This window comes from Mycolicibacterium brisbanense (genome assembly GCF_001570425.1).
Classification (GTDB): domain Bacteria; phylum Actinomycetota; class Actinomycetes; order Mycobacteriales; family Mycobacteriaceae; genus Mycobacterium; species Mycobacterium brisbanense.
Genome location: NZ_BCSX01000045.1, coordinates 44,760 through 66,953, shown reverse-complemented (window position 1 = coordinate 66,953; position 22,194 = coordinate 44,760). Strand labels below are relative to the sequence as shown.

Here is a 22,194-nt window from a genome sequence, read left to right as displayed (position 1 = left end):
CGTCGTCAGACCCAGGCGTCGGAGGTGATGGTCCGCAGCACCCGGGACAGCAGGTTGTCGGTGGCCAGGGCCGGGGCACTCGACGGTGCCGGCTTCGCGTCGAGGTCGGCGCCGAGCTGCTGGGAGATGTGACGCGCGGCGCGGATGACGAACGGGGCCGTGCGCTGCAATCGGTGCAGGGGAACCGTGCCGCTCAGCGACAGGCCGGCCACCTCGCCGTCGACCGAGCGCAGCGGCGCCGCCACGCTTGTCAGGCCGATGGCGAGTTCCTCGTTGTCGTAGGCCAGGCCGTGGCGCGAGCGGATGCGGGCCAGTTCGCGGTGCAGGGTGGGCAGGTCACCGATGGTGGCCCGGGTGCACCGCACGAGCCGCTGCCCGACGATGGCGTCGACGTCCTCGGCGGGAAGCTGCGCCAGCATGGTCTTGCCCAGTGCGCTGGCATGCGCCGGGGTGTGTCCGGCGACGCGGGTCGGCACGACGGCGCTGTTGCGCCCTGCGACCTTGTCGAGGTACACCACGTCGCCGCCGAAGAGCACCCCGAGGTGCACCACGAGGCCCGTGTCGGCGTGCAGCCGCGACAGGGTCGGTGATGCCACGCCACGTAGTCGGGAGTGGTCGACCATCCGGGTCACGGGCAGCGGTGAGGCGGCCAGCGCGTAGCCGTCGCGGCGGTGCTGCAGCAGGCCGGCCTTGTGCAGCTGTTTGAGAATGCGGTGCACCGACGAGCGCGGCAGCTCGGTGCGGCCGGCGATCTGATCCAGCCGCAGGTGCTTGCCCGGTTCGTCGAATGTGTTGAGGATCAGCGCGACTCGATCCACCATCGACACCGCGTTGCTATTTTGGTGCTCCTCGCGTACGCGGTCGCGCTGGTCGGGCCGCGGCTGGGCCGGTTCACGGCTTGTGCAACTCGGCATCTGCGCCGTCCCTTCTGCGTGGACGTCGGACCCTCGGCCCACCACGATCCCATTCAGTGAGATTGCGGCGCAACCCCTCGACCACATCCCCCACGATGGTCGACAGCGCGCAATGCGGGCGACAAGGGAGTTGTGGATGCGTGGTGTTGACATGACCAGAGATGTTCTGGACGGCATCGACGAGCAGGCCGCGGTGTTGCGGGCGCTCGGAACCGTCAACGAGGCGCTCGGCCGGTTGGACGACCGCTGCGCCGAAGCGCTGCGTCGGTGCGGGGTGATGCACATGCTGCAGCCCGAGGAGTTCGGTGGCGTCGAAACGCATCCGGCGGATTTCGCGGACGCCGTCTTCGAGATCGCCCGCCTGGACGGTTCGGCGGGCTGGGTCGCGGGATCGGTCGGCGTGCCGCCGTGGATCGTGGCCACCACCGACCGGCGCCCGCGTGACGAGGTGTGGGAGGCCGACCCGGACAGCTGGATTGCATCGGCGTATTCCGTTGCAGGGTTGCTGTTTCCGGTCGCAGGCGGCTATCGGCTGTCGGGCGAGTGGCAATGTGTGGCCGGCGTCGATCATTGTGACTGGGTCGTTCTGGGCGCGCGCGTGGTCGACACCGCAGGCGCCGCGGGGCTCGTATATGTCCTGGCCCCGGCCGCCGACCTGCTGATCGTCGAGGATTCCTGGAACGGCGTCGGGTTGGCGGGCGCAGGCAGCAAGACCGTCGCCGCCGACGACGTCTTCGTGCCCGCACACCGCGTGCAGCGCGGCGTCGCCGACGGGACCGCAGCCGAGCAGGCGGGTGCGCGTAATCCGATCTACCACTTGCCGTTCGGCGTGGTGGCGCCGCTGGGCATCACGGCCGCGGTGATCGGCATGGCCGACGGTGCGCTGGCTCATCATGACGAAGGATCCGACGATGTGGCGATCGAGCAGGCTGCCGCGGAGATCAGGGCTTCGCGGCTGGCGCTGCTCGACACTGTCAGCTCGTCGTTCCACCTTGTCCTCGACGGGCCGATCGACGCGGGTGTGCGGAAGCGGGCACGGCGCGATCAGGTGGCGGCGGCACGCCGTGCCGTGCGTGCGGTCGACGACATCGTGTCGCGGTCGAGTGTCGACGCCCTGCGTCGCGACCACCCGCTGCAGAGGTTCTGGCGGGATGCCCATGTCGGGCTCGCCGGGGTGGTTGCCGCGTCGGGGCTGATGAGCTGAGAGCCCCGACGCGCCCGCCTGCTCAGGCGTGGGTTCCACCGTCGATGCGGATCTCGGTGCCACTGATGAACACGCCGTCCTCGGACACCAGCATCGCGATCACACCGGCGACCGCACTGGGATCGCCCATGGCCGCGGTGCCGGAGGTGAGCGTCGTCGGCACGATCGGCGACAGCTTGGCGAACAGTGACCAGTCGGCATCGGAGGGGATGAATCCCGCTGTGGCATCGGTGATTCCGGACTTGATGCTGCCCGGCGCGACACTCACGGCGCGCAGCCCCTGTTTGCCGTACTCCAGTGCCAGGGCGTGTGTCATCGACTGGATTCCGCCCTTGCTGGCCGCATACGCCGCCATGTAGGGATGGGCGAACGCCGCGGAGGTCGAACTGAAGTTGACGATCGCGCTGCGCGGATTGGCCAGCAGCGCCGGCAGGGCCTCGCGGATCACCAAGAAGGTGCCGGTCAGGTTGACCGCGATGATCTGATTCCACGCCGCCAGGCTCATCTCGTGGGTGTGCACCGCGCGCAGGATGCCGGCCGCGTTGACCACCGCATCGAGGCCTGCGAGCGCATCGATCGCGGCTTTGACCCCCTCGACGACCGAGGTCTCGTCCCCGATGTCCATGGTCAGGGCGGTGAACCGGGAGTCGGTGCCTGCCTGCTGCGCGAGTTCGCCGGTGTGGACGAGCCCGTCGGTGGAGATGTCGGCGGCGACCACAGTCGCGCCTTCGTCGAGCAGGCGCAGGACGGTGGCCTGCCCGATGCCCGACGCCGCGCCGGTCACCAGGATCCGGTGGTGTTCGAGTCGCTTCATGCTGTGCTGCTCCTGTCGCAGATGGCCCGGTCGTCGGATGTCATTGACCCATCACATATTTCACCGTGGGGCCCGCGGTCCACCCGCCGTCGACCGCGATCTCCGCGCCGGTGACGTAGGAGGCGGCGGGGGACAGCAGATAGGTGACCGCGCCGGCGATCTCGTCGGCCTCACCGACGCGGCCCATCGGGGTGTTGGGGTAATTCCCCTCACCCTGAACGATGCCGACCTGCGCGGTCATCGGGGTGTACGTCATGCCGGGGTGCACCGAGTTGACCCGGATACGGTCGCCGCCGAGCTCCACGGCAGCGATCTTCGTCAGGCCCCGCACACCCCACTTCGAGGCGCCGTAGCCGGCCGTCAGCGCGAGGCCCATCAGGCCTGCGGCCGACGAGATGTTGACGATCGAACCGCCCCCGGCGGCGCGCATCGGTGCGATGACCGCCTGCAGGCCGTTGAAGACCCCGACGAGGTTGACCTCGAGCACGGTGCGGAAGTGGTCGAGCGGTTCGTGCTCGATGAACTGCCCGGTCGAGATGCCCGCGTTGTTGACGAGACCGGTGAGGGTGCCGAATTCGGCAAGGGTGAGCTGCACCGCCGATTCCCAGTGCGCCGGATCGGTCACGTCGAGGTGGACGTAGCGCGCGCTGGGCCCGAGGTCACCGGCCAGTCGGCCACCCTCGTCGTCCAACACGTCGGCGATGACGACCTTGCCGCCACCGGCGACGATGTGTCGCGCGAACGACGCGCCCAGCCCCCGTGCGCCGCCGGTGACGATGGCCACCACGTCCGCCAAGCTCTGTGAAACCGCCTGCATCCCAGCAACTTCCTTTCAGCGTCGGCTGGGCAGAGGTCCTGGCCGGCCCCGCCCGCGCATTGACGCAATCACATCGAGGGGCGTTGCGTGGGGTTTAGTCCTACTCAGTGGGAATTCGGGTGCCGGACAATCCGGCCGGTGCGGAGGGCGTTGTGCCGGTCAGTGAGACAGCGGCTGTGGCCGCACGGATCCGATTCGTAGCGTGGCATTTCCGAACACCACGCGAAAGGCGACCATAGTGGCAGTCCAAGCACCATCGTCAGAGAACGCGGAAGTTGCGGCCACGGTGGATGTCGTGGTGGTCGGCGCCGGGTTCGCCGGGCTCTACGCGTTGCACCGCCTGCGCGGTCAGGGGCTTTCGGTACGGGTGTTCGAGGCGGCCCACGGTGTGGGCGGCGTGTGGTACTGGAACCGCTATCCGGGGGCCCGTTGCGACGTCGAGAGCGTCGACTATTCGTATTCGTTCGACGAGGCGCTGCAGCAGGAGTGGGACTGGAGCGAGAAGTACGCGACCCAGCCGGAGATCCTGCGCTACCTCAACCACGTGGCCGACCGGTTCGACCTGCGCCGTGACATCACGTTCGAGGCCAGGGTGACCGACATGGTGCTCGATGAGCAGATGCTGCGCTGGGAGGTCCGCACGGACCGCGGCCACGTTGTCTCGGCACGCTTTTGCATCTTGGCGGTGGGCCCACTGTCCAACGCGAACATCCCGGCGATCGACGGGCTGAACTCGTTCGCGGGCGAGGTTTACCACACCGCCCACTGGCCGCATGCCGGCGTGGACTTCACGGGCAAGCGGGTCGGGGTCATCGGTACCGGATCCTCTGGCATTCAAGCGATCCCGTGCATCGCCGACCAGGCCGCACAGCTGTACGTCTTCCAGCGGACCCCGAATTACAGTGTGCCGGCGGGCAATGTGCCGCTCGACAACGACACTCGCGCCCGGCAGAAGGCGAACTACGCCGAGCGGCGGCGGCTGTCACGCGCGAGCGGTGGCGGCTCCCCGCACCAGCCGCATCCCAGGTCGGCACTTGAGGTTTCCGACGACGAGCGTCGGGAGATCTACGAGCGCCGCTGGGAACTCGGTGGCGTGCTGTTCTCCAAGGCGTTCCCTGATCAGCTGATCACCATCGAGGCCAACGACACCGCGCGACTCTTCTGGGAGCGCAAGGTCCGTGAGGTCATCGACGATCCCGCGACGGCGGATCTGCTGATCCCGAAGGATCATCCGATCGGTGCCAAGCGGATCTGCACCGACGACAACTACTTTCAGACTTTCAACAGCGACCATGTACACCTGGTGAACTTGCGGGCCACGCCGATCGAGCGGATCGACGCCACCGGCGTCGAGACGTCTGACGCCCATTACGCCGTGGACGCCTTGGTGCTGGCCACCGGGTTCGACGCGATGACCGGGTCGGTGCAGAAACTCAATGTGGTCGGTCGCGGTGGCCGCACCCTCAACGAGGCGTGGGCGCATGGGCCCGTCACCTACCTGGGCCTCGGGGTCGCGGGCTTCCCGAACATGTTCAACGTCGCCGGACCGGGCAGCCCGTCGGTGCTGGCGAACATGGTGCTGCATTCGGAGTTGCACGTGGATTGGGTGGCCGACGCGATCGCCTATCTGGACGCGCGGGATGCGCGTGCCCTGGAGGCGCGCGCCGACGCGGCTGCCGAGTGGGTGCAGGAGTGCAGCCGCCGGGCCGCGGCGACCTTGATGCCGCAAGCGAATTCGTGGTACCTCGGCGCGAACATCCCGGGCAAGCCGCGAGTGTTCATGCCTTTCGTCGGAGGTTTCGGGGTGTACGGCCAGATCATCGCCGATGTGGCCGCGGCCGGCTACAAGGGATTCGACATCCTCGAGGACTGACCGCCGGGCAGCCCGTCGCGAATGTGAATCCTCTGCGCTGTGACGGCCTGTTTTTCGCTGACGATGCACGCTCGCGAGGGCAGTCTGCGATTGCTAGTCATCCGCTCAGCGGTTCACCACGGACGTGATATCGGTGGCCACCTGGCGTCGGGCCTCGCCGGCCAGGGTGAGCACCGGCATGGTCATGAATCCGTGGATCGCGCCGCAGTAGCGCCGATGGGTCACCGGAACACCTTTGGCTGCAAGGGCTTCGGCATAGTGGTCGCCTTCAGAGCACAACGGGTCGAAGCCTGCCGTCAGCACCACCGCCGGGGGTAGCCCGGAAAGGTCGGCCCGCAGCGGTGAGGCATACGGATGGGTGCGGTCCGATATGCCCGGAACGTACTGATCCCAGTACCACGCCATGGCGGCAGCGGTGTTGTAGTACCCGGTCGCGAACCGGCGGTAGGACTCCGTGGTGAAATCGGCGGCGATCACCGGATACAGCAGGGCCTGGCACGCGATGCGGGGTCCACCTCGATCACGCGCCAGGACGGCCGTCACCGCAGCGAGGTTGCCGCCGGCGCTGTCACCGGCGACCACCAACCGGGCCGCGTCGCCGCCGAATTCTCGGGCATGCTCAGCGGCCCAGCACAGCGCGGCGTACACATCCTCGGCGGCCGTGGGCCACCGCGATTCCGGGGCCAGCCGGTAGTCCACCGATACCACGACGGCCCCGACGTCGTTGGTGAGCGACCGGCACAGGTCGTCATGGGTGTCCAGATCGCAGAACACGAACCCGCCCCCGTGGGCGAACACGATCAACGGCAGTGGCCCGGTGAAAGGCATTGCAGGCCAATAGGTTCGTACCGGTATACCCTCGGGTGTCACGCTGTCACGTACCGCACCGACGGGCCGTGGTCGGGCGGGCCGGCGGAACCGTGCCCGGACGGCGGCGCGGGCCTGAGCGCCCGTCATGGTCTCGACGGCGGGGAAGCCGGTGTTGAGGACCGGCAGCAGCTCGGCGATTTCAGGATCCAGCCGCATGTGCTCGCGCGTCCCTGCCCGCGATGGTGCCGAGTGCGTCATGGGTGAAGATCGTCATCGCGGGGCTGAAATTACGCACGACTTGTACCGCTGAGCGGGACAACGGACGACGAGAATGTCCCGTGCACTGCACCATCACAATGCCCGGCACAAAACCGAACGAACGCGCCGGAAGCGATTTCATGATCAAGATGAGGAGACAGTCATGGTGCCGGCCGTCAAGGACAGCCCCGATACCCCGCCGATCGCCGCGATTGGACGAGTGTCAGCGCTGCTGGATGCCTTCGACGGTGGCACTCGCCTGACCTTGGCCCAAATTGCCCGCCGGACCGGCCTGCCGCGCTCCTCCACACACCGCATGCTCGATCAGTTGGTGCGGCTGCAGTGGCTGCTCCGCACCGGACACGAGTACGAGCTCGGAACCAAACTCATCGAACTGGGACACCGTGCCGTACATCAGAATCGCGTGTACCGGGCCGCGGCACCTTTCTTGTGGGATCTGCATCGCGCCACGGGCATGGTGGTACATCTGGCGATTCTCGACGGCGCCGATGTCGTGTACCTCGAGAAGGTGGGCGGCCGCATGGGACTGTCGATTCCGACGCAGGTCGGCTCGCGTCAACCGGCCCATTGCACAGGTGTGGGCAAAGCGATTCTGGCCTACAGCCCGCTCGCCCGGCTGGAGCGCCTCGAGGGCGACGAGCTGGCCCGCAAAACCAACTACTCGATCACGGATCCGGCAGAGCTTCGGGTCGCCCTGAGCGAGATCAGGGCCCGCGGTGTCGCCTTCGACCACGAGGAGTGTGTCCCCGGATTCGGATGTGTAGCAGCCCCGGTCGGGCCGATCGACGGGCCCGTTGCCGCGGTGTCGGTGTGCGGACCGGTCGACCGACTGCCGTTCGACAACCGGCTTGCCGCGCCCGTACGCATCACGGCTCTGCAGATCTGGCGCAATCTGGACGATGTCGCACTCGGCTGCTCGGGCCCGCGGCACCGGCCTCGAAAGCGCACCGGATCGAACGCCGCCGACCATCTGATGCCGACCTGCCCCAAGCCGACCCTCTGAACCGAGTTCTGTTCGGCAAGGGGGCCGATCTGTTCATAGGCCCGCGCCGAAAATTCGAGTAGTGCATTACTCGATCCCGCATGCCGACCCCGGCCATATGCTCGCCACAAGGTATTCCACAGGAAACGCGAGCAAGGATCACTGGCAAAGATGAAGCGCGGTCCGGCGGGAAGCGTCGATTGTTCGGACAGATGGACGAACAACCATGATTGAACGCGTTGTGCTGCAGGAAAAGCTCCGGGTGCCCGAGGTTTCGGGTCTCTCCCGGGCCCGGCTGGAAGGGCCGTTGCTGTCCGGCTCGCAAACCAATGTCGATCTCGTGGTGGCGCCCGCGGGGTGTGGCAAGACCACCCTGCTGGCCCACGTCGCGACGGCGTCGACCCGGCCGGTGGGGTGGTACCGGATCACCTCCGACGATTCGACCGAACCTCGGATGGTCGCGCACCTGGCGGCGGCGCTGTCGGCGGTGACCGATACCGGCGACGCGCGTTCGATGGCCGACCTTCTGGCCGCATTGGATCGCAGGACGAGCGTGTGCGGCGTCCTGATCCTCGATGATGTGCACGAGATCGCGGAGACCCCGGCCGAGCGGGCGTTGGAGCAGTTCATCTCGCTGCGGCCGCGGGGCCTTCAACTGATCTGCGGGTCGCGCCGGATGCCCGACTTCAACATCTCCCGCATCCGGGTGTCGGGGTCGATCTCCGAAACGGGAAGTGACGACTTGCGTTTCCGGTCCTGGGAGGTCGAGGAGTTGTTCGCCTCGGTCTACCGCGAGCCGTTGCGTCCGGAGGCCGCCGCGGCGTTGACGCGCCGCACCGGCGGGTGGGCCGCGGGCCTGCAGCTGTTCCACCTGGCCACCGTCGGGCGCACCGCGGTCGAGCGTCATCAGGCCGTCGCCGGCCTCGGCGGCCGGTCCAAACTGGTGCGTTCCTATCTGACCCGCAACGTGCTGGCTGAACTCCCCGCTGATCGCCGCGAGTTCTTGTTGCGAACCTGCACGCTCGGACGGCTCTCCGGTACGGCCTGCGACGCCCTGCTGGGGATCACCGGAAGTCACCGCATCCTCGAAGACCTGGAAAGTGCCCAGTTGTTCACCTTCACCGACGACGGCGGCGTCTACTTCCGCTATCACGAGGTGCTGCAGTCGCATCTGGAGCTGGCGCTGGTCGAGCAGTACGGTCCGGCAGCTGCCCGCGAGTGCTACCGCAAGAGTGCAGGCGTCCTGGAATCGCTCGGCGAGACCCGCTCGGCGGCACGGGCTTTTGCGAAGGCCGGCGACTGGGCCTCGGTGTCGCGACTGGTGCAGGACACCGGCGGACCGCGTATCGATGCGACGGCGCTCGATGACGCCCATTTGCTGCCGGCCAGCACCTGGCAGCACGATCCGTGGTTGGCGCTGGCCCACGCGCGGCGATTGGTCCGCGAAGGCGCATTGACGCGTGCCGTCGAGGCCTACCGGCACGCCCGCACGCTGTACGACGAGCCCAACTATCAGCAGATGTGCCGCGACGAATCCGCTGTGGCGTCGGCTTGGCTGCCCGCCGACCAGGCCAGGCGGGCGCCGGGTTCGGGGACTCTGGCCCACCACTGGAGCGCGCCGTTGCGCCAAGCCCTGGTCCGCTCACCTGATTTCACCGGCGACCACCGGTGCGCGGATGCTCGCGAACAGTTGACCTGTGGGCTTGCGGCGATCGCTGCGGGCGAGCTCAGAACAGCGAGAGCGCTGCTGGAATCGATCGCCGGCACGGTACCGGCCGAGGGACCCGTCGACGTACTGGCGGCGGTCGGTGCAGACCTCGCACTGGCCGCGCTCGATCTGTTCGACGGCGCCGCCGCCGATCCGTCCGCACGGTTCAGCACCATCGCGGTGGCAGCCGACAACGAGGGTTTGCCGTGGGTTGCGCGGCTCTGCCATGGGCTGGAGCAAGTGTCACTGATCGTGTCGCGGGATGCGCTGTGGCGCTTGGACAGTTGCTCGGACATCGTCGACGCGGCCGAACGGGTGGGGGACCGATGGGGCGCGGCCCTGCTGCTGTTTGCGGCGGGTCTTGCCAAGAAGCGAGTCGGCCAGGACGGCAGCGGCGAATTGGACGGTGCCAACCGGATATTCGGTGAACTCGGTGCGCCGGTGCTGCAGCTGTGGTGCCGGTTGGTGGCGACGGATCCGAACGACACCGAGCCCGTGATCCGGGAACTGGTGGAAGCCGGCCAGGCGCTGCGATCGCGCGGTGCGCAGGCGGTGGCGCTGGGCCTGCTGGCGTCGGCGCGCGCCGGTGAGGGGATCGCCGAAGCTGCCCGGATGGCCGAGACCTTCGGCGTACCGCTGCTGGGTCACGGTGACGCCGACGCGCCCCGGGGCGCGGTCGCCACCGCGGCCGAGGTGGTCGAGGCCAGCCTGCCCCCCGTCGCGATCACCTGCTTCGGCGAATACCGCATCGCGATCGACGGCGAGGTCGTCGGGCTGAATCAGCTTCGGCCGCAGGCACGTTGGGTCCTGCAGATCCTCTCGGCGGCGCCGGGGCACGACCATCACCGCGAACTCCTGGAAGACATCCTGTGGCCGGGTGTCGACCACCAGGTGGCCTGTCACCGACTGCAGGTGGCGGTGTCGAGCGTGCGAACCATGTTCGGTCAGGCGGATCTGGTCATCGGTCGCCGCGGCGAGTCCTATCGCTTGGAATTGGGGGAGCGATCCACCGTCGACGTCCGGGACTTTACCGATGCCCTGGCCCGGGCGGCCGCCGCGTCGGCGCGCGGCGATCTGCACGGCCGGATGACCGCGCGGCATGAGGCGATGAACCTGTACACCGGCGAACTTCTGCCGGAGATCTCGGGCTCGTCTTACCTTGACGCGGAACGTGATCGGCTGCAGCGCGCGGCCGCGGCCGCCGCCGCGGCACTCGCAGCGGATCACCGCGGCCTCGGTGAGTTCGAGCAGGCGCTTGTCATGGCGCAACGCTCGGTACAGCTTGAGCCATACCAGGACACCGCCTGGGCGGTACTGGCCGAACTGCACGAGGCCCTGGGCGACCACAGCTCCGCCGAATTGGTGCGCCACGAGTACGCGCGGATGCAGGCCGACCTGGAACCGTCACATTTGTGACCAGACGCAGTGCTGGGCACCAGGTTTCGCCGGTCTCGGCCGCGCGTCCGGCGCGATCAGGCGTCGGCCGGGGAGGGCGTGGGGTGCCCGTGATCTTTCTCACGGCCGGGCAGCGGCAGGAAGGTCTTTGTGGCGGAGGCGACGGTAACGAAGCCAACACTGGCCCAGATGACATTCGACACGGCGCTGGGCCACGCGCCGTACAGCGCCGCTGCTATCGCGCCGGAGGTGCCACCGAGTGCGTTCAGGAGCCCGTAGCGCCAGGAATCTGCGATCAGCCGACCGCGGACGACCAGTACGTATGCAACGAAAGTCCCTACTGTTCCAAGCCAGCCGAGGATCGCTGCCAACATCGCCAAGACTCCGTTTCTCTCAACAATGCAATCTCTGCGCCAGTATCGTCCGCTGAATTCATTCATGACAATTGAATAGATCTTGATGTCTTGTTTAGCATTCCTGAATGTCGATAGACCCGCGTAGACTGCGCTTCCTGCTGGCCGTCGCCCGCACCGGGGGCGTCCTGGCGGCCGCAGATGTGCTGCACATGACCCCTTCTGCGGTGTCGCAGCAGATTGCCCACCTTGAGCGCGAAACCGGTTGCACGCTCATGACAAGGACCTCGCAGGGTTCGGCGCTCACGGCCGAGGGGCTGGTGCTGGCCGAGGCGGCCCAGGAAATCGAACGGACCCTGCTTGAGGCCAGGACGCGGCTCGACCACGGCGGTACCGAGCTGCAGGGAGCTGTGCGCATCGGGGGCTTCCAGAGTTTTCTCTCGGTGGTGATCGCGCCGGCATTGGCGCAGTGGCGGCGGGATCTGCCTGGTGTCCACTTCGAGGTGGTCGAAGCCGACCGCGACGCGCTGCTGAGGTCACTCAAGGCCGGCGAACTCGACGCTGCGGTCATCGAATTCGACGCGGGCGAACCGCCCAAGTCGCTGCCGAGTGGCGTTACGGAAATCCCGTTGACCGACGAACCGTGGAAGCTGGTTGTCCCGGCGGGCACCCTGCTGACCGACACGGCGGATTTGGGCCGCATCAAGCTCCCGTGGCTCGGGGTGGGGCCGGGGGACGCCAGTGCGCAGGCTCTATTGCGGTTGCGTCGGGTGGCCGGAATCGATCAGCCGACAATCCACCGCTACTTTGCGACCCAGACTGCGCTCGCACTGGTCGCAGCGGGGGAGGGAATGGCGGTCATCCCGACGCTGGCGCTCCATGGTATGTCGCTGAAAGGTGTTGAGACGCTGGATGTTCCAGGCCTCGGAACCCGTCGGATCGTGCTGCGGAGCCACTTCCGGGGTAAGCAGGCGCACCGACTGTTGGCCCCGGTCACGGCCCTGATACGCGATGCGTTGTCGAAGATCGACGTCGGCCAGGCCTAACTCGCGGATATCGGCTGCCTTCGCGCGCCCGCGCTGCCGGGGCGTCAGGGTTTTCTTGACGGATGCGATCGCGTCAAGTAAACCTTGACGCATGGTGTTCCAATCGATCAGCCTGCACGCATTCCGCGAAGACGTACCGGGGCCGCGGTGGCGTGCGCTGTACGACGCGACCTGGCCCGGTTACCGCGCCTGGTATCTACGGCCAGGGTCCGGTCGCCGTCCGACCGTCGCCCAAGCCGAAGCTGCGCTGCTGCGGTACATGCCAGAGCTGCATCCAGCGTGGCAGCACCTCGTGGCACTGACCGATCGCGATCCGACCACGGCGGCGATGCTCACCCACTGGAACATGCCCGCGTTCGCGCCGGGTTGCTCGCAAGCCGTCGTCGACACCCGCACGCGAGGAGGGCGAACAGGGCCCGGAAGCCGGGCCCTGATCCGCAACTACGACTATCATCCGGACCTCTTCGAACAGGTCGTGCTGACCACACGGCTCGGGGACCGCGCGGTGACCGGCACCAGTGACTGTCTGTGGGGCCTGCTGGACGGGATGAACTCCGACGGTCTGGCGGTGTCACTGACATTCGGCGGCGCCAAGGGGTCCGGACCTGGCTTCGGGATCCCGCTTGTGGTGCGGTATTTGCTCGAGGTTGCGGGCACAGTTCCCGACGCCCTGTCCGCGTTGTCCGGCGTGCCGGTCTCCATGTCCTACAACCTGACGTTGACCGATTCGACGAGGTGCCATCGCACGGCGTACGTCGCTCCGGGCCGGCCGATGGAAGTGCGCGCTGTGCCGTTGGCCACCAATCACCGATTCGACCACCCCGATGATCCGCTGCACGCCAAGCGCTTCCGCAGCGTGGAGCGTCGGACGCGTCTCACCGAGGTGCTGCGCGATTGCCCGGACCCGGATGCTGTGGCTCGCGAATTCCTTCGGACCCCGCTGCGCAGCACCGACTACAGCGGCGGCTTCGGCACCTTGTACACCGCGGACTACCGTCCCGACTCCGGAATCGTTCACTATCGATGGCCGGGAACCACCTGGACGAGGTCATTCGATTCGACCGATGCCGAATTGCGTCTCGACGTGGGGGTAGCCTCGCCGCCGTAGAATGCCCGCATGCCGGCAGACCCAGACACTCCCGTGGACGCCATGACCGAGGGTGAATTGGCGGCGCACATCTACCGGAGCATCGATGAGCTGAGCGCGCGGGGCACCCGCGAGGCATTCGCCGAACTGCTCCGAGTGGTGGCGTACACCGGCGAAAAGGTCGGCGAAGCGGCCCGGTTGCTGGCGACGGCGAACTCGTGGGCGCAGGTCGCCGAGGTGTCCGGCACATCCAAGCAGGCGGCCTGGGAGCGCTGGCGGTCGTAGCTCAGGCGCCCGCCGGGGACTCGGTGACGGTGTCGTCGGCCGGAGGAGGCGCAGGTGGAGCCGCGCGGATGACGAGTTCGACCCGATGCGGTATGTGAGCCGGTTTGATCGCGTCGACCAGTGCGTCGACGCTGCGCGCATCCACCTCGTCGTCGGCGGTCACGGTGACCCGAACCAGCAGCCCCGGAGTCGGCTGACCACCGGGACGCGAGTCCGGCGTGAGTGACCAAGTGGCCGAGCCTGATTCGATGACCTCGGTGTCCCGGTTGAACGCGGCGACAACGGAGTCATGGATGCTCTGCGCGGTGCCCTGCCAACCGAGCAGTGCCGCACCCGCTGTGATCAGCTGTCGTTTGTGGGCTGGTTCCCGACCTGCCACGGTCAGACCTATCCAGCCTGCGAGCCAGTCGAGCATGTCGTCCGGCGTGGTCCCGGGGTCGAGATATGCGGGCAGGCAGTCCAGCGTCGCGAACACCGGTGCGAGCACCTCGTCGAAGGCGGCGCACAGTTCGGCGGCCAGCCAGTCGTCCCAATACACCGACGGCATCGTGTCGATGAAAGGCATTGGCGTGCCTAGGTTGTCGATTCCCGCTCTCATCGGTCGGCCATCCGCACACTGTGTTTACCGAAGGCGTAGGCCAGTTCGTTGCGCGCCAGCGGGATCACCTCGGCGGGCTCGGTGGAGCGCTCCCCGGTGATGGGGTCGAAGGCGAACAGTTGCACTGTCACCTTGCGGCCCATGTCCACCCCGGCGACCGGGGCGAGTGCCGCGGCCACCTCGTGCACCTGCACGGCGCGTCCCATGGGCCACCCTGTGCCGTTGGGGCCACCGGTCAGCGGATGCAGCAGACTGTTGAGTGCCCGCTGCACATCGGTTTTCACCTGGGTGCGGGAGTAGCCCGGCAGCACCGCAAGTGCCACGACCACGGTGACCCCGCGGTAGCGCGGAGGCTCCACCACCACACGGGCGCCGACCAGGCGCCGCCGGTTCAGATGGTTCTTGATCCGCTGGATGGTCTCGGGTTCGGGGATGAGGTCCTCGCGTCGTACCAGGTCCATCTCGTCGCTCGCCACGTGCGGCACGATCAGTACTCGTACCGTCCCTGCTTCCCTGGCGTCGACCGCGGTCAGACAATGGGCCCTGGCCACCTCTGGTGCCACGTCGAGGGTCAGTTGTTCGAAGTCCTGGGCGGTGACGGCCTTACCGCGGCTGCGCAGCAGCATCGGACCTCGGACCTTCACCTCGTCAACCGTTTCCGCCTCGGCACCGCCGACAGCCGCGCGGCGATTCTCGACCCGCGCCACGTAGGGGACGCTGGTCTTGAGAACCCGGATGCGGCCCACGCCGACATTGCCCTTGCGACCGCCGCCGGTGCGGTAAGCAGACATGACCAGCGGTGCGGATCGCGGGGGGATCTTGCCGTACTGTCGGACCGCTCCGTCCGCTTCGCGGACCATCGGGCCGAACACGATCTCGCCGGCGACCGGGTCGATGTGGAACGACCGACTCGAATCATCTTGTTCGCCGAAGTGTTCCACGGCCTGCCAGGGTGTCTCGCTCTCACCAGCGACAGTCAACGCGGTGCCGTTCCATGGCAGGACCGGGCGATGCTGCAGCCCGAAGCGTTGCCCGGCGGTGCCGTCGGACGTCCCCAACGGCTCGTCCCGGACCACCCTGGCGTTGATGATCCGCGCGGTGCCGCCGACCGTGCACGCGGAAATCGATGTGATGAACGGTGATTCGCTGTAGGTCGACTGACCGGGGGTGGTATCGACCAGTCGGCACCGCAACCAGCCTCTGGCTTCGCCACCGACCCGGGGTGGTGAGTCGAGGACATGTCCGCGTGGCACGTGCAGGATCACATCGCCCGGCTTGTTGAAGGCCTTGGTCTCGTCGCGTCCCGGTTCGCAGGGCACCCAGTCCGGGCCGCCGGTCCAGGCTTCCCACACATATGGGGGGTTGGTCGGGTCGACACCGACGCCGGACACCCGGCAGTCCACCCGCAGCAGCACCGCGCACGATGGCACCGCGCAGTCCAGTCCGATCAGCAGAGCGTCACCGGGCTCGGGACGCTCTGAGAAACAGCGAAATTCGGTGCCGGGTTCGTTGTTCTGCGGGACGGGCTCGCCGCCGCCCGACTGGGTCGCGACCCGGCCGCCGTCCAGGGAGCAGGGAACGATGTCGAGTTTCTCGATGGTGGAAAACACGATCGGTTCGTCGAGGTCGGTGCGGTCGGTGCTGACCTCGGTTTCCTCACGCACCGTGATGGTCTGCGGCTGGGGTGCGGACAGCCAGAACGTCGCCTCGCCCTGAGCAGCGCCGGGCGGACGAAGCTCCATCCCCAGCAGTTCCAGAAATTTGATGTAGTTGCGGTCGGGCACCCGGTTGAGCCGGTAGATGAGCTGGTCGACCATCATCGCGAAGGTCTCGATCAATGTGATGCCGGGATCGGAGATGTTGTGATCCGACCATTCCGGGCAGCGCTGGCGGACCCGGCGACGGGCTTCGTCGACCAGGTTCTGAAATGTCCGGTCGTCGAGATTCGGTGCGGGCAGCATCCTCAGACCTCATTCCGCCGGTAACTCGGGGACAGTTCGGCCGGCTCCGGTGCGCCTGGCTCGTCAGGGATCACGTAGAACGGGAAGACGAGGTTGCGTTCGTCGTTGTAGCCACGGATCCGATATCCCACGTCGATGTGGGCCATGCCCAGATCGTGACGGTTGAACAGCACCCGCACGTCTTCCACGTCGATGCGAGGCTCCCACCTTTCGAGCGCCCGCCGGACGTCGTTGGCAATCGCCGCCAGCGTCGCGTCGTTCATCGGTGAGAACAGGTGATCCTGGATGCGGCAGCCGAATTCGGGTCTCATGGGCCGTTCGCCCGGCGCGGTGCGGATGATGATCTCGATGGCTTGCTCGATGTCGCGGACGTCGGTGGCGAGCGCGATCGCATCCGTGGGATCGACCTGTATGGGGAAGTTCCAACCGGCGCCAATGAATTCGTTGGTCATCTGTTCACCCTCCGATCAACACGGTCGGGCTGCCAGGTCCGACAATGGGAGCGCCGCAGCCTGTCATGTCCCCGACCCGGGCCGCGGGCATTCCACCGATGAGCACGGTCAGGCTTCCCGGCGGCATGATCGCATTCGGCGGATGCGGCACCACACCGGGAAACGCGCAGATGTGCGGAGTTCCGACCGTCGCCGCCGCGCTTCCGCCGATCAGCACAGTAGGTACGCCGGGCGGTCCGATGGCGCCGGGGTGGCCGGTCATATCCCCGACACGTGCTGCAGGAGGCATGATCTGGACCTCTCAGTTGATCTTGACGGGGGCGCCGGTGATGACATTGGGGCCGCCGGCCTTGAATTCGCCGGCAGCTTTCGCCGCAACCTTGACGGTGGTGCCTTGTAGCGAGAGAGCGGTCTGGGTTTCCACGTTCACCGCACCCGCACCGCCGGACACCGAGACGCCGTTGGTGGCGGTGACGGAGATCTTCTTGCCTTTCAGCTGGAGGTCGCTGTTGCCGGCGTCGACGACGATGCCCTTGCGGCCCTCGATCAGCACGGTGCCGTCGCTGTGCACGATGATGCGGGTGCCGACGGAATCCAGTGTCAGCTTCAGTTTCCCGTCGCCGGTTTCGGCCGTGATGCCTTCGGTCTTACCGTTGTCGTCGAGTAGGTCGATGCGGTGGCCGTTGCGCGAGATCAGCGACCGCCGGTTGACTGCTCCGGAACCTGTGTCGATGAGCGTGGTGCCCTTGGCATTTGCGGTGTCGACGCCGTTGTACAGTCCACCGAGCACGTACGGCCGCTGGGGGTCCTGCTGCTCGAAGGCCACCAGCACCTCATCGCCGACCTCGGGGATCATCATGGCGCCCCGGTTCTTTCCGGCTCCCGGCTGTACCGTGCGCGCCCAGTCGCTGACATAGTCGTCGGAAAGCCACGGAAACGTCAGTTTCACGCGGCCCTGGTGCGTCGGATCGTTCGCGTCGCTGACCTGTGCGATGACGACACCAGCTCCGGCAGCGGGTCGCGCACCGCCCCCGGTCAGACCGTACAGGCTGCGTTCCTGGCGTCCCGTCACCGCGAACGCGGTGGTGTAACCACCGTTGGCCGGATCGTAGCGGTGCCGTGCGGCGGTGATGGTGTACTTACCGTCGAACGGCTTGCCTGCGTTGTCGACGGTGATCCCGACATTGGCCCGCAACTTCGGGTTACCCCGTGCCACAGCGTCGATCTCGGCGAACGAGCTGCTGATCTGCTCGGTCAGCGCCGCCGCGGCGGTATCTGCCTCCGACTGTGTACGGTAGGCGGTGTCGGAGGCCACGTACCGCGGCTCCCCGAACGGCTTGGCCATATCGGCGGGTTTCACCGTCGGTAGGTCCACGCTCTTGGTCGCGGCCTGTGACGTGCTGACGATCTTGCGCTTCTGCGCCACATCCCATCCCCGGACCTCGACCTCGGTGACCTGCTCGGCGGCGGTGATGACCGATCGGAACCGCAGCAGATCGGTGCCGAGGCGCAGCACCAGCGGGTCGGTCTTCTGAGCGTCGTCGGACGGCGCGGTGTTGGCGTCCTGGCGTGGGTGGAAGCTCAGCTTGTTGTCGCGGACCGTCAGCTCGTAGCCGATGCGTCTGGCCATCCCGTCGAGGAACTCCCAGTCCGACTGACCGAATTGGCCGAGGTGGTCGAAAACCGTTTTGCTGGGCTCGATCTGGCCGGCTTGGATCTTGGCGCGCTGGGCAACCTGGGTGACGGCATCCGATGCCGTCGTCTGGGTGTAGGACTGGGTGTGCCTGCCACGGAACAACCGGTGCGCCGGGTCGTACCCGCGGATGATGGTGAACGAACCGGGGCCACCGATCTCGGCTTCCAGTGCGGTCACCTCACCCTCGATCAGCTTCTCGGGTGTGTCGGTCTGGGTGCTACCGACAGTGATCTTCACCTTGGCGCCGATCGTCACCTTGGCCTTTTCGATGACGATCCGGTTCGGATCGCGGAAGCGCAACATGAACGCGTCCGGCAGCCGCAGGCTGGAGTCGACGTAGGCGGAGGTGAGCAGCGGGCTGATGTCGTCGGGCAGCGGCGTGCCGTCGATGTCAATGAGAAAGCTTGCTGCGGTTGCCATCTCGATCAACCCACCGCGGCCGTCAGGGCTTCGAGCCTGGGCAGCTTGAGCCGGGTACCGGTGGGGACTCGCATCGGATCGTCAATCCTGTTGTAGCGGGCCAACGATCGCCATAGCTGGGGGTCACCGTACTCCCGGTAGGCGACCAGGGCCAGCGAGTCGCCGCTGACCACGGTGTGGACGTCGTCGGCCGACAGCGATCCTGATGTCGGATTCTGCTTGGGATCCGGAGTGACGTCGATCTCTTCCAGGTTGACCGTGCACACCGCTCTGATCGGGATGCCGTTGGCGGCGAAGCGGGTGTACTTGGCCTGCACCTGGCTGATATAGGCGGCGAAACTCTTGACCTGGCCCCAGTTGAACACCACCAGGAACGGCATGGCCTGTTCGCCCTTCTTCACCTCCTTGCATGGCACGCAGCAGCCGAAGAGCTTGTCCACCGAGGCCACCACGTCGACCCCGTCCTTGGCGGTGGCATCGAAATACAACTCGAGGCTGAGTTTGCATGGCTCGGCGCCCGAATACTCCGGTGGGCCTGCCTTCTTCTCCTTGGTCGGTTTACGTTCCCACTTCGCAGATTTGGTGATCGACACTTCTTTCGGGTTGAACTGGAAGGTGAGCTTGTCCTTCAGCGTCCCCAGTTCGGGTTTGCCGCCCTTGACGTGCTTGGGCTCCCACAGCTCCAAGAACGCGTACTGCGGCTGCGACCAGGTGTCGGGCGCACTGTCGCCGGTCTTGTCCGGCGGCGGGGCCTTCAGTGCGACTGCTGTGTTAGCCATTGGGAGAGCCCTTCTCAGGGGTGAAGCCGTGGTGGGCGATTTCCAAGGTCTCGGTGAACACCTTGGGGGAGTCCAGGTTCAGGCTGGGGCCGGTCCACCGAACCGGAACGACCCCCTCCAGCTGCCAGGTCATCACCGGATTCCCGGCCGCATCCATCGCCTTGATCTCCCCGGTGGTCGGCGTCAAACCGTTGAGGGCCTTGACAATCCACTTCGTCAGCTTGGCACTGTCGGGGCCCACCGGCCGGGTCAGTTTGATGTTGCTGTACTTCATGCGGGTCGGCAGCTGCCAGACCAAGCCGTTGTTGCCGCCCTCCTCACGCTGCTCCATCACCACTTCCAAGCCGAAACCCTCACAGCTGCTGAATTTCCCGATATCGGTCTTGTCGAACTTGACGGCGAAACACACGCCGACGAACACCTCGTCAGCATCCCCCGGCGGGAGTTGTGGCGTGCTCATCGTGTTTGTCTCCTCTTCGCGCAAGCGCTCATCGCAGATCCATGAGGGCGCCCGCCCTCTCCCGATCCAGCCACAACTCGGCCCGCAGCCGCGCGGCCAGCGCGTCGTACACCCGGTTGACCAGCTCGTCGACATCCGTGCTCGCTGGTGCCGCGGCACCCGAACCCGTTGCGGCCGGTGCAGACGTCATCGCCGGTGCCGCGGTGATCGGAGCAGCGGTTTCTGCGGCCGGCGCAGCTTCCTCGGTCGCGCGCTGAATGCTCTGCAACCCCGGTGAGCCGAAGGTGATGGTGTTGCTGGCCGCGTCGTACTCGTGTGCGATCGCCGTGGATTGTGTTGTGTCCATGGAGTTCCAGGGCTCCGGCGTGGGTGTCGCCGGGGGCGACTCGACATTGGTGAGGGGCGCCTTGACCTGATGTGCTTCGCGCTGGCTGCTTACCTCGAACATGCGCTGCAGGCCGACCGGGCGAGGACTGCTGAACACTTCGGCTCCGTCGGCCCGGCCCGCGGCAACACTGGGAGCCGAGCCGGGATCATCCGTGCCGCGTATCGGAGGCAGCACCACGAGCCGCCGGGCCGACCCGGTGGACCGCTGCACGGCCGGCGACGTGGGCGGGAGGGATCTGCGTACGGGCGGCACCGCGGTCGGTGTGGGGGTGCTGTCCACCACGGGCAAGCTGATCCGTTGTGCGACCGGCGAATCGGTCGGTGGTACTGGATCCTGCGTGACCGGGCGTCGGGCGGGAACGGGGACCGGTGGCATCGGGTTGGGCGCGACCTGTGGGCTGGCGCCAATCGCGCGCATCACGGTCGGCGATTGTGACTCGGCGAAAGCGGAGACGGGTTGCGCACGGGGTACGGGAGCCGGATGGGTTTCGGCTGCGGCGGATGCCATCGTCGACGAGCGCTGCGCCAAGGGTGGCGCGTAATCACCTCTCACCGAGGGTGATTCGGCCATGACGGTCGGCAGTTCGGTGGCGATGACGGGCTCGACTGCCGGTGTGCCGGCGTCCGGGCGGGCTACTGCGGGTGAGTCGATGCTCACCGGCGGCGAAGGCGTCGACGGTTCAGAGGGCATCGGAGGCAAAGACATCGACGGAGTTGGCGCAACCGACGGCCGCGGCATCGGACTCTGCTGCGGCATCAGGCGTTGCACGGCTGCCGGCGCGTGGGATGGGTTCTGGGCAATGAGCGGTGCGGTCGTGACAACCGCAGGCTCGGTGCGCATTGAGGGGGCACCGTCCGGGACGTCGACAACGGGCAAGTCGACCGCCGGCGCGGGCTGCTGGACCGGGTCGGCGGCTTCGGCAGTGGGCTCGTCAGCGTCGGGTATCCGCTGGATTGCCGTTGTGGACAACGGTTTCGGTGAATCCTGCAGGCCGCGGGTCACCGGCTGGTTCGGCGTCGACGTCACCACGGGAAGCGGTGCCAGCGTCGGGATGGACGGCGCGACCCGCTCGACGCGCTGGACGGTGTGCAGGTGGCGCAGCGGCGCGGTCTCGACCTGGGTGTGATGGGCGGTGAAGACCTCGGACACACGCGCGACAGGGACATCGGATGCCGTGGACGGGCCAGTGCTCGATGAGGCCGGCAGAGGCGCTGGCGCCGTCGCCGCAACCCGTTGCGCGAGGGCCGGTGACGGGGATGTGTCGGTGCTCAGGCGCTGGATCGCCGGTACGACCGGCTGCTGGACAGCCGTGGGCGCCATGGTGAGTGGCTCACCCGTGGTCGGTGGCGGCGCGGGGAGTGCGGCGGGTGTCGCATCGTCTGTTACCGCGTCGAGAGGCCGGCGTTCGTCGGGATCGCTGGCCTGGACCATGGCGCGCTGAGGTTTGAGTTCGCCGCCGGTGTCGATGACCGGCAACGGTGCGGCCGCGGGTTGGTCCGGCAGGCTGTCCCGTTGCACAGGAGTGCCGACATATGCCCGCTGCACACTCGGCAGCCGCGGTCCCCAGTTCCTGGACTGCGGCGCAGGCACCGGGGGCGGCGGCACTGGCTGTGCCGGTCCGGTGTCCAACACGGGCAGCCGATGGTGCTCGTCAACTGCCAGCAGTTGCACCGGTCTGGTGAAGGCGGGATTGTGCGAGGTGGTCAGCGTCGCGGTGAAACCGTTGAGGTGTGCCGTCGGTTCGATGTCGCCGGTGGTGGGCGTGACGGCGGCGAGGCGCTGCCACACCGGTTCCGGGCGGGCCGCGGGCGCGGGCGGCGCCACCGGTTCCGGCTGCCGTCCCCAGGGCCACCACTTCGGCATCACGGGCCTC

General features: G+C 67.3%; 20 protein-coding genes. 7 read left to right on the top strand and 13 right to left on the bottom strand.

Going from position 1 to position 22,194, the window contains the following annotated elements; all coding sequences use genetic code 11:
• Positions 1-5 precede the first annotated feature (5 nt).
• Positions 6-914: an IclR family transcriptional regulator gene (locus tag RMCB_RS25945; RefSeq protein WP_234792247.1), complete on the bottom strand. Its 909-nt coding sequence runs from the start codon at positions 912-914 to the stop codon at positions 6-8.
• Positions 915-1,065: 151 nt separating this feature from the next.
• Here RMCB_RS25945 and RMCB_RS25940 point away from each other — a divergent pair, with 151 nt between their 5' ends.
• Positions 1,066-2,118 (top strand): acyl-CoA dehydrogenase family protein, encoded by a 1,053-nt coding sequence (locus tag RMCB_RS25940; RefSeq protein WP_131805583.1) that lies wholly within the window; start codon positions 1,066-1,068, stop codon positions 2,116-2,118.
• A gap of 22 nt (positions 2,119-2,140) precedes the next feature.
• On the opposite strand, the gene RMCB_RS25935 is transcribed toward RMCB_RS25940, so the two are convergent.
• Both RMCB_RS25935 and RMCB_RS25930 read right to left on the bottom strand, forming a co-directional pair.
• Complete coding sequence (locus tag RMCB_RS25935) at positions 2,141-2,932, bottom strand: SDR family NAD(P)-dependent oxidoreductase (RefSeq protein ID WP_062831056.1); 792 nt, start codon at positions 2,930-2,932, stop codon at positions 2,141-2,143.
• Between the two features lie 40 nt (positions 2,933-2,972).
• Positions 2,973-3,749: a glucose 1-dehydrogenase gene (locus RMCB_RS25930; RefSeq protein ID WP_062831055.1), complete on the bottom strand. Its 777-nt coding sequence runs from the start codon at positions 3,747-3,749 to the stop codon at positions 2,973-2,975.
• A gap of 238 nt (positions 3,750-3,987) precedes the next feature.
• On the opposite strand from RMCB_RS25930, the gene RMCB_RS25925 reads away from it, so the two are divergent.
• Positions 3,988-5,622 carry a flavin-containing monooxygenase gene (locus tag RMCB_RS25925; protein ID WP_062831054.1) on the top strand — a complete coding sequence of 545 codons (1,635 nt, stop codon included), beginning with the start codon at positions 3,988-3,990 and terminating at the stop codon, positions 5,620-5,622.
• 105 nt (positions 5,623-5,727) lie between these two features.
• Here the strand turns inward: RMCB_RS25925 and RMCB_RS25920 are convergent, their stop codons facing one another.
• On the bottom strand, positions 5,728-6,648 hold the full coding sequence (locus RMCB_RS25920) for a LipP1 family hormone-sensitive lipase (RefSeq protein WP_062831053.1): 921 nt from the start codon (positions 6,646-6,648) through the stop codon (positions 5,728-5,730).
• Positions 6,649-6,853: 205 nt separating this feature from the next.
• On the opposite strand from RMCB_RS25920, the gene RMCB_RS25915 reads away from it, so the two are divergent.
• Both RMCB_RS25915 and RMCB_RS25910 read left to right on the top strand, forming a co-directional pair.
• The gene (locus RMCB_RS25915; protein ID WP_062831052.1) at positions 6,854-7,714 is read left to right on the top strand and encodes an IclR family transcriptional regulator; all 861 of its coding nucleotides are present in this window, start codon (positions 6,854-6,856) and stop codon (positions 7,712-7,714) included.
• Between the two features lie 205 nt (positions 7,715-7,919).
• Positions 7,920-10,817, top strand: a complete 2,898-nt coding sequence (locus RMCB_RS25910; RefSeq protein WP_062831051.1) for an AfsR/SARP family transcriptional regulator — start codon at positions 7,920-7,922, stop codon at positions 10,815-10,817.
• A 56-nt stretch (positions 10,818-10,873) separates the two neighbouring features.
• On the opposite strand, the gene RMCB_RS25905 is transcribed toward RMCB_RS25910, so the two are convergent.
• A complete protein-coding gene (locus RMCB_RS25905) occupies positions 10,874-11,236 on the bottom strand; it encodes a CBU_0592 family membrane protein (RefSeq protein WP_131805582.1) in 363 nt (120 codons plus the stop codon).
• 41 nt (positions 11,237-11,277) lie between these two features.
• On the opposite strand from RMCB_RS25905, the gene RMCB_RS25900 reads away from it, so the two are divergent.
• From RMCB_RS25900 to RMCB_RS36305, 3 genes are all read left to right on the top strand, one after another.
• Positions 11,278-12,195: a LysR family transcriptional regulator gene (locus RMCB_RS25900; RefSeq protein ID WP_062831049.1), complete on the top strand. Its 918-nt coding sequence runs from the start codon at positions 11,278-11,280 to the stop codon at positions 12,193-12,195.
• A 91-nt stretch (positions 12,196-12,286) separates the two neighbouring features.
• A complete protein-coding gene (locus RMCB_RS25895) occupies positions 12,287-13,303 on the top strand; it encodes a C45 family autoproteolytic acyltransferase/hydrolase (protein ID WP_062831048.1) in 1,017 nt (338 codons plus the stop codon).
• Positions 13,304-13,312: 9 nt separating this feature from the next.
• The gene (locus tag RMCB_RS36305; protein WP_062831047.1) at positions 13,313-13,567 is read left to right on the top strand and encodes a hypothetical protein; all 255 of its coding nucleotides are present in this window, start codon (positions 13,313-13,315) and stop codon (positions 13,565-13,567) included.
• Between the two features lies 1 nt (position 13,568).
• On the opposite strand, the gene RMCB_RS25885 is transcribed toward RMCB_RS36305, so the two are convergent.
• The 8 genes from RMCB_RS25885 to RMCB_RS25850 are packed head-to-tail and all read right to left on the bottom strand — an operon-like array spanning position 13,569 to position 22,184.
• Positions 13,569-14,132, bottom strand: a complete 564-nt coding sequence (locus RMCB_RS25885) for a phage tail protein (RefSeq protein ID WP_234792245.1) — start codon at positions 14,130-14,132, stop codon at positions 13,569-13,571.
• Positions 14,133-14,161: 29 nt separating this feature from the next.
• The gene (locus RMCB_RS25880) at positions 14,162-16,126 is read right to left on the bottom strand and encodes a putative baseplate assembly protein (RefSeq protein ID WP_062831046.1); all 1,965 of its coding nucleotides are present in this window, start codon (positions 16,124-16,126) and stop codon (positions 14,162-14,164) included.
• A 2-nt stretch (positions 16,127-16,128) separates the two neighbouring features.
• Positions 16,129-16,578, bottom strand: coding sequence for a gp25 family contractile injection system sheath assembly initiator (locus RMCB_RS25875; RefSeq protein ID WP_062831045.1), 450 nt, complete (start codon positions 16,576-16,578; stop codon positions 16,129-16,131).
• A gap of 4 nt (positions 16,579-16,582) precedes the next feature.
• Entirely contained in the window at positions 16,583-16,867 is a 285-nt protein-coding gene (locus tag RMCB_RS25870) for a PAAR domain-containing contractile injection system baseplate protein (RefSeq protein ID WP_029370180.1), read from the bottom strand.
• Positions 16,868-16,879: 12 nt separating this feature from the next.
• Positions 16,880-18,694 (bottom strand): VgrG-related protein, encoded by a 1,815-nt coding sequence (locus tag RMCB_RS25865; protein ID WP_062831044.1) that lies wholly within the window; start codon positions 18,692-18,694, stop codon positions 16,880-16,882.
• A 5-nt stretch (positions 18,695-18,699) separates the two neighbouring features.
• Positions 18,700-19,473 (bottom strand): CIS tube protein, encoded by a 774-nt coding sequence (locus tag RMCB_RS25860; RefSeq protein ID WP_029370182.1) that lies wholly within the window; start codon positions 19,471-19,473, stop codon positions 18,700-18,702.
• Positions 19,466-19,933: a phage tail protein gene (locus tag RMCB_RS25855; protein ID WP_036424256.1), complete on the bottom strand. Its 468-nt coding sequence runs from the start codon at positions 19,931-19,933 to the stop codon at positions 19,466-19,468. Before RMCB_RS25855 ends, RMCB_RS25860 begins: the two co-directional genes overlap by 8 nt.
• A 28-nt stretch (positions 19,934-19,961) precedes the next feature.
• The gene (locus RMCB_RS25850) at positions 19,962-22,184 is read right to left on the bottom strand and encodes a hypothetical protein (protein ID WP_062831043.1); all 2,223 of its coding nucleotides are present in this window, start codon (positions 22,182-22,184) and stop codon (positions 19,962-19,964) included.
• Positions 22,185-22,194: the final 10 nt, after the last annotated feature.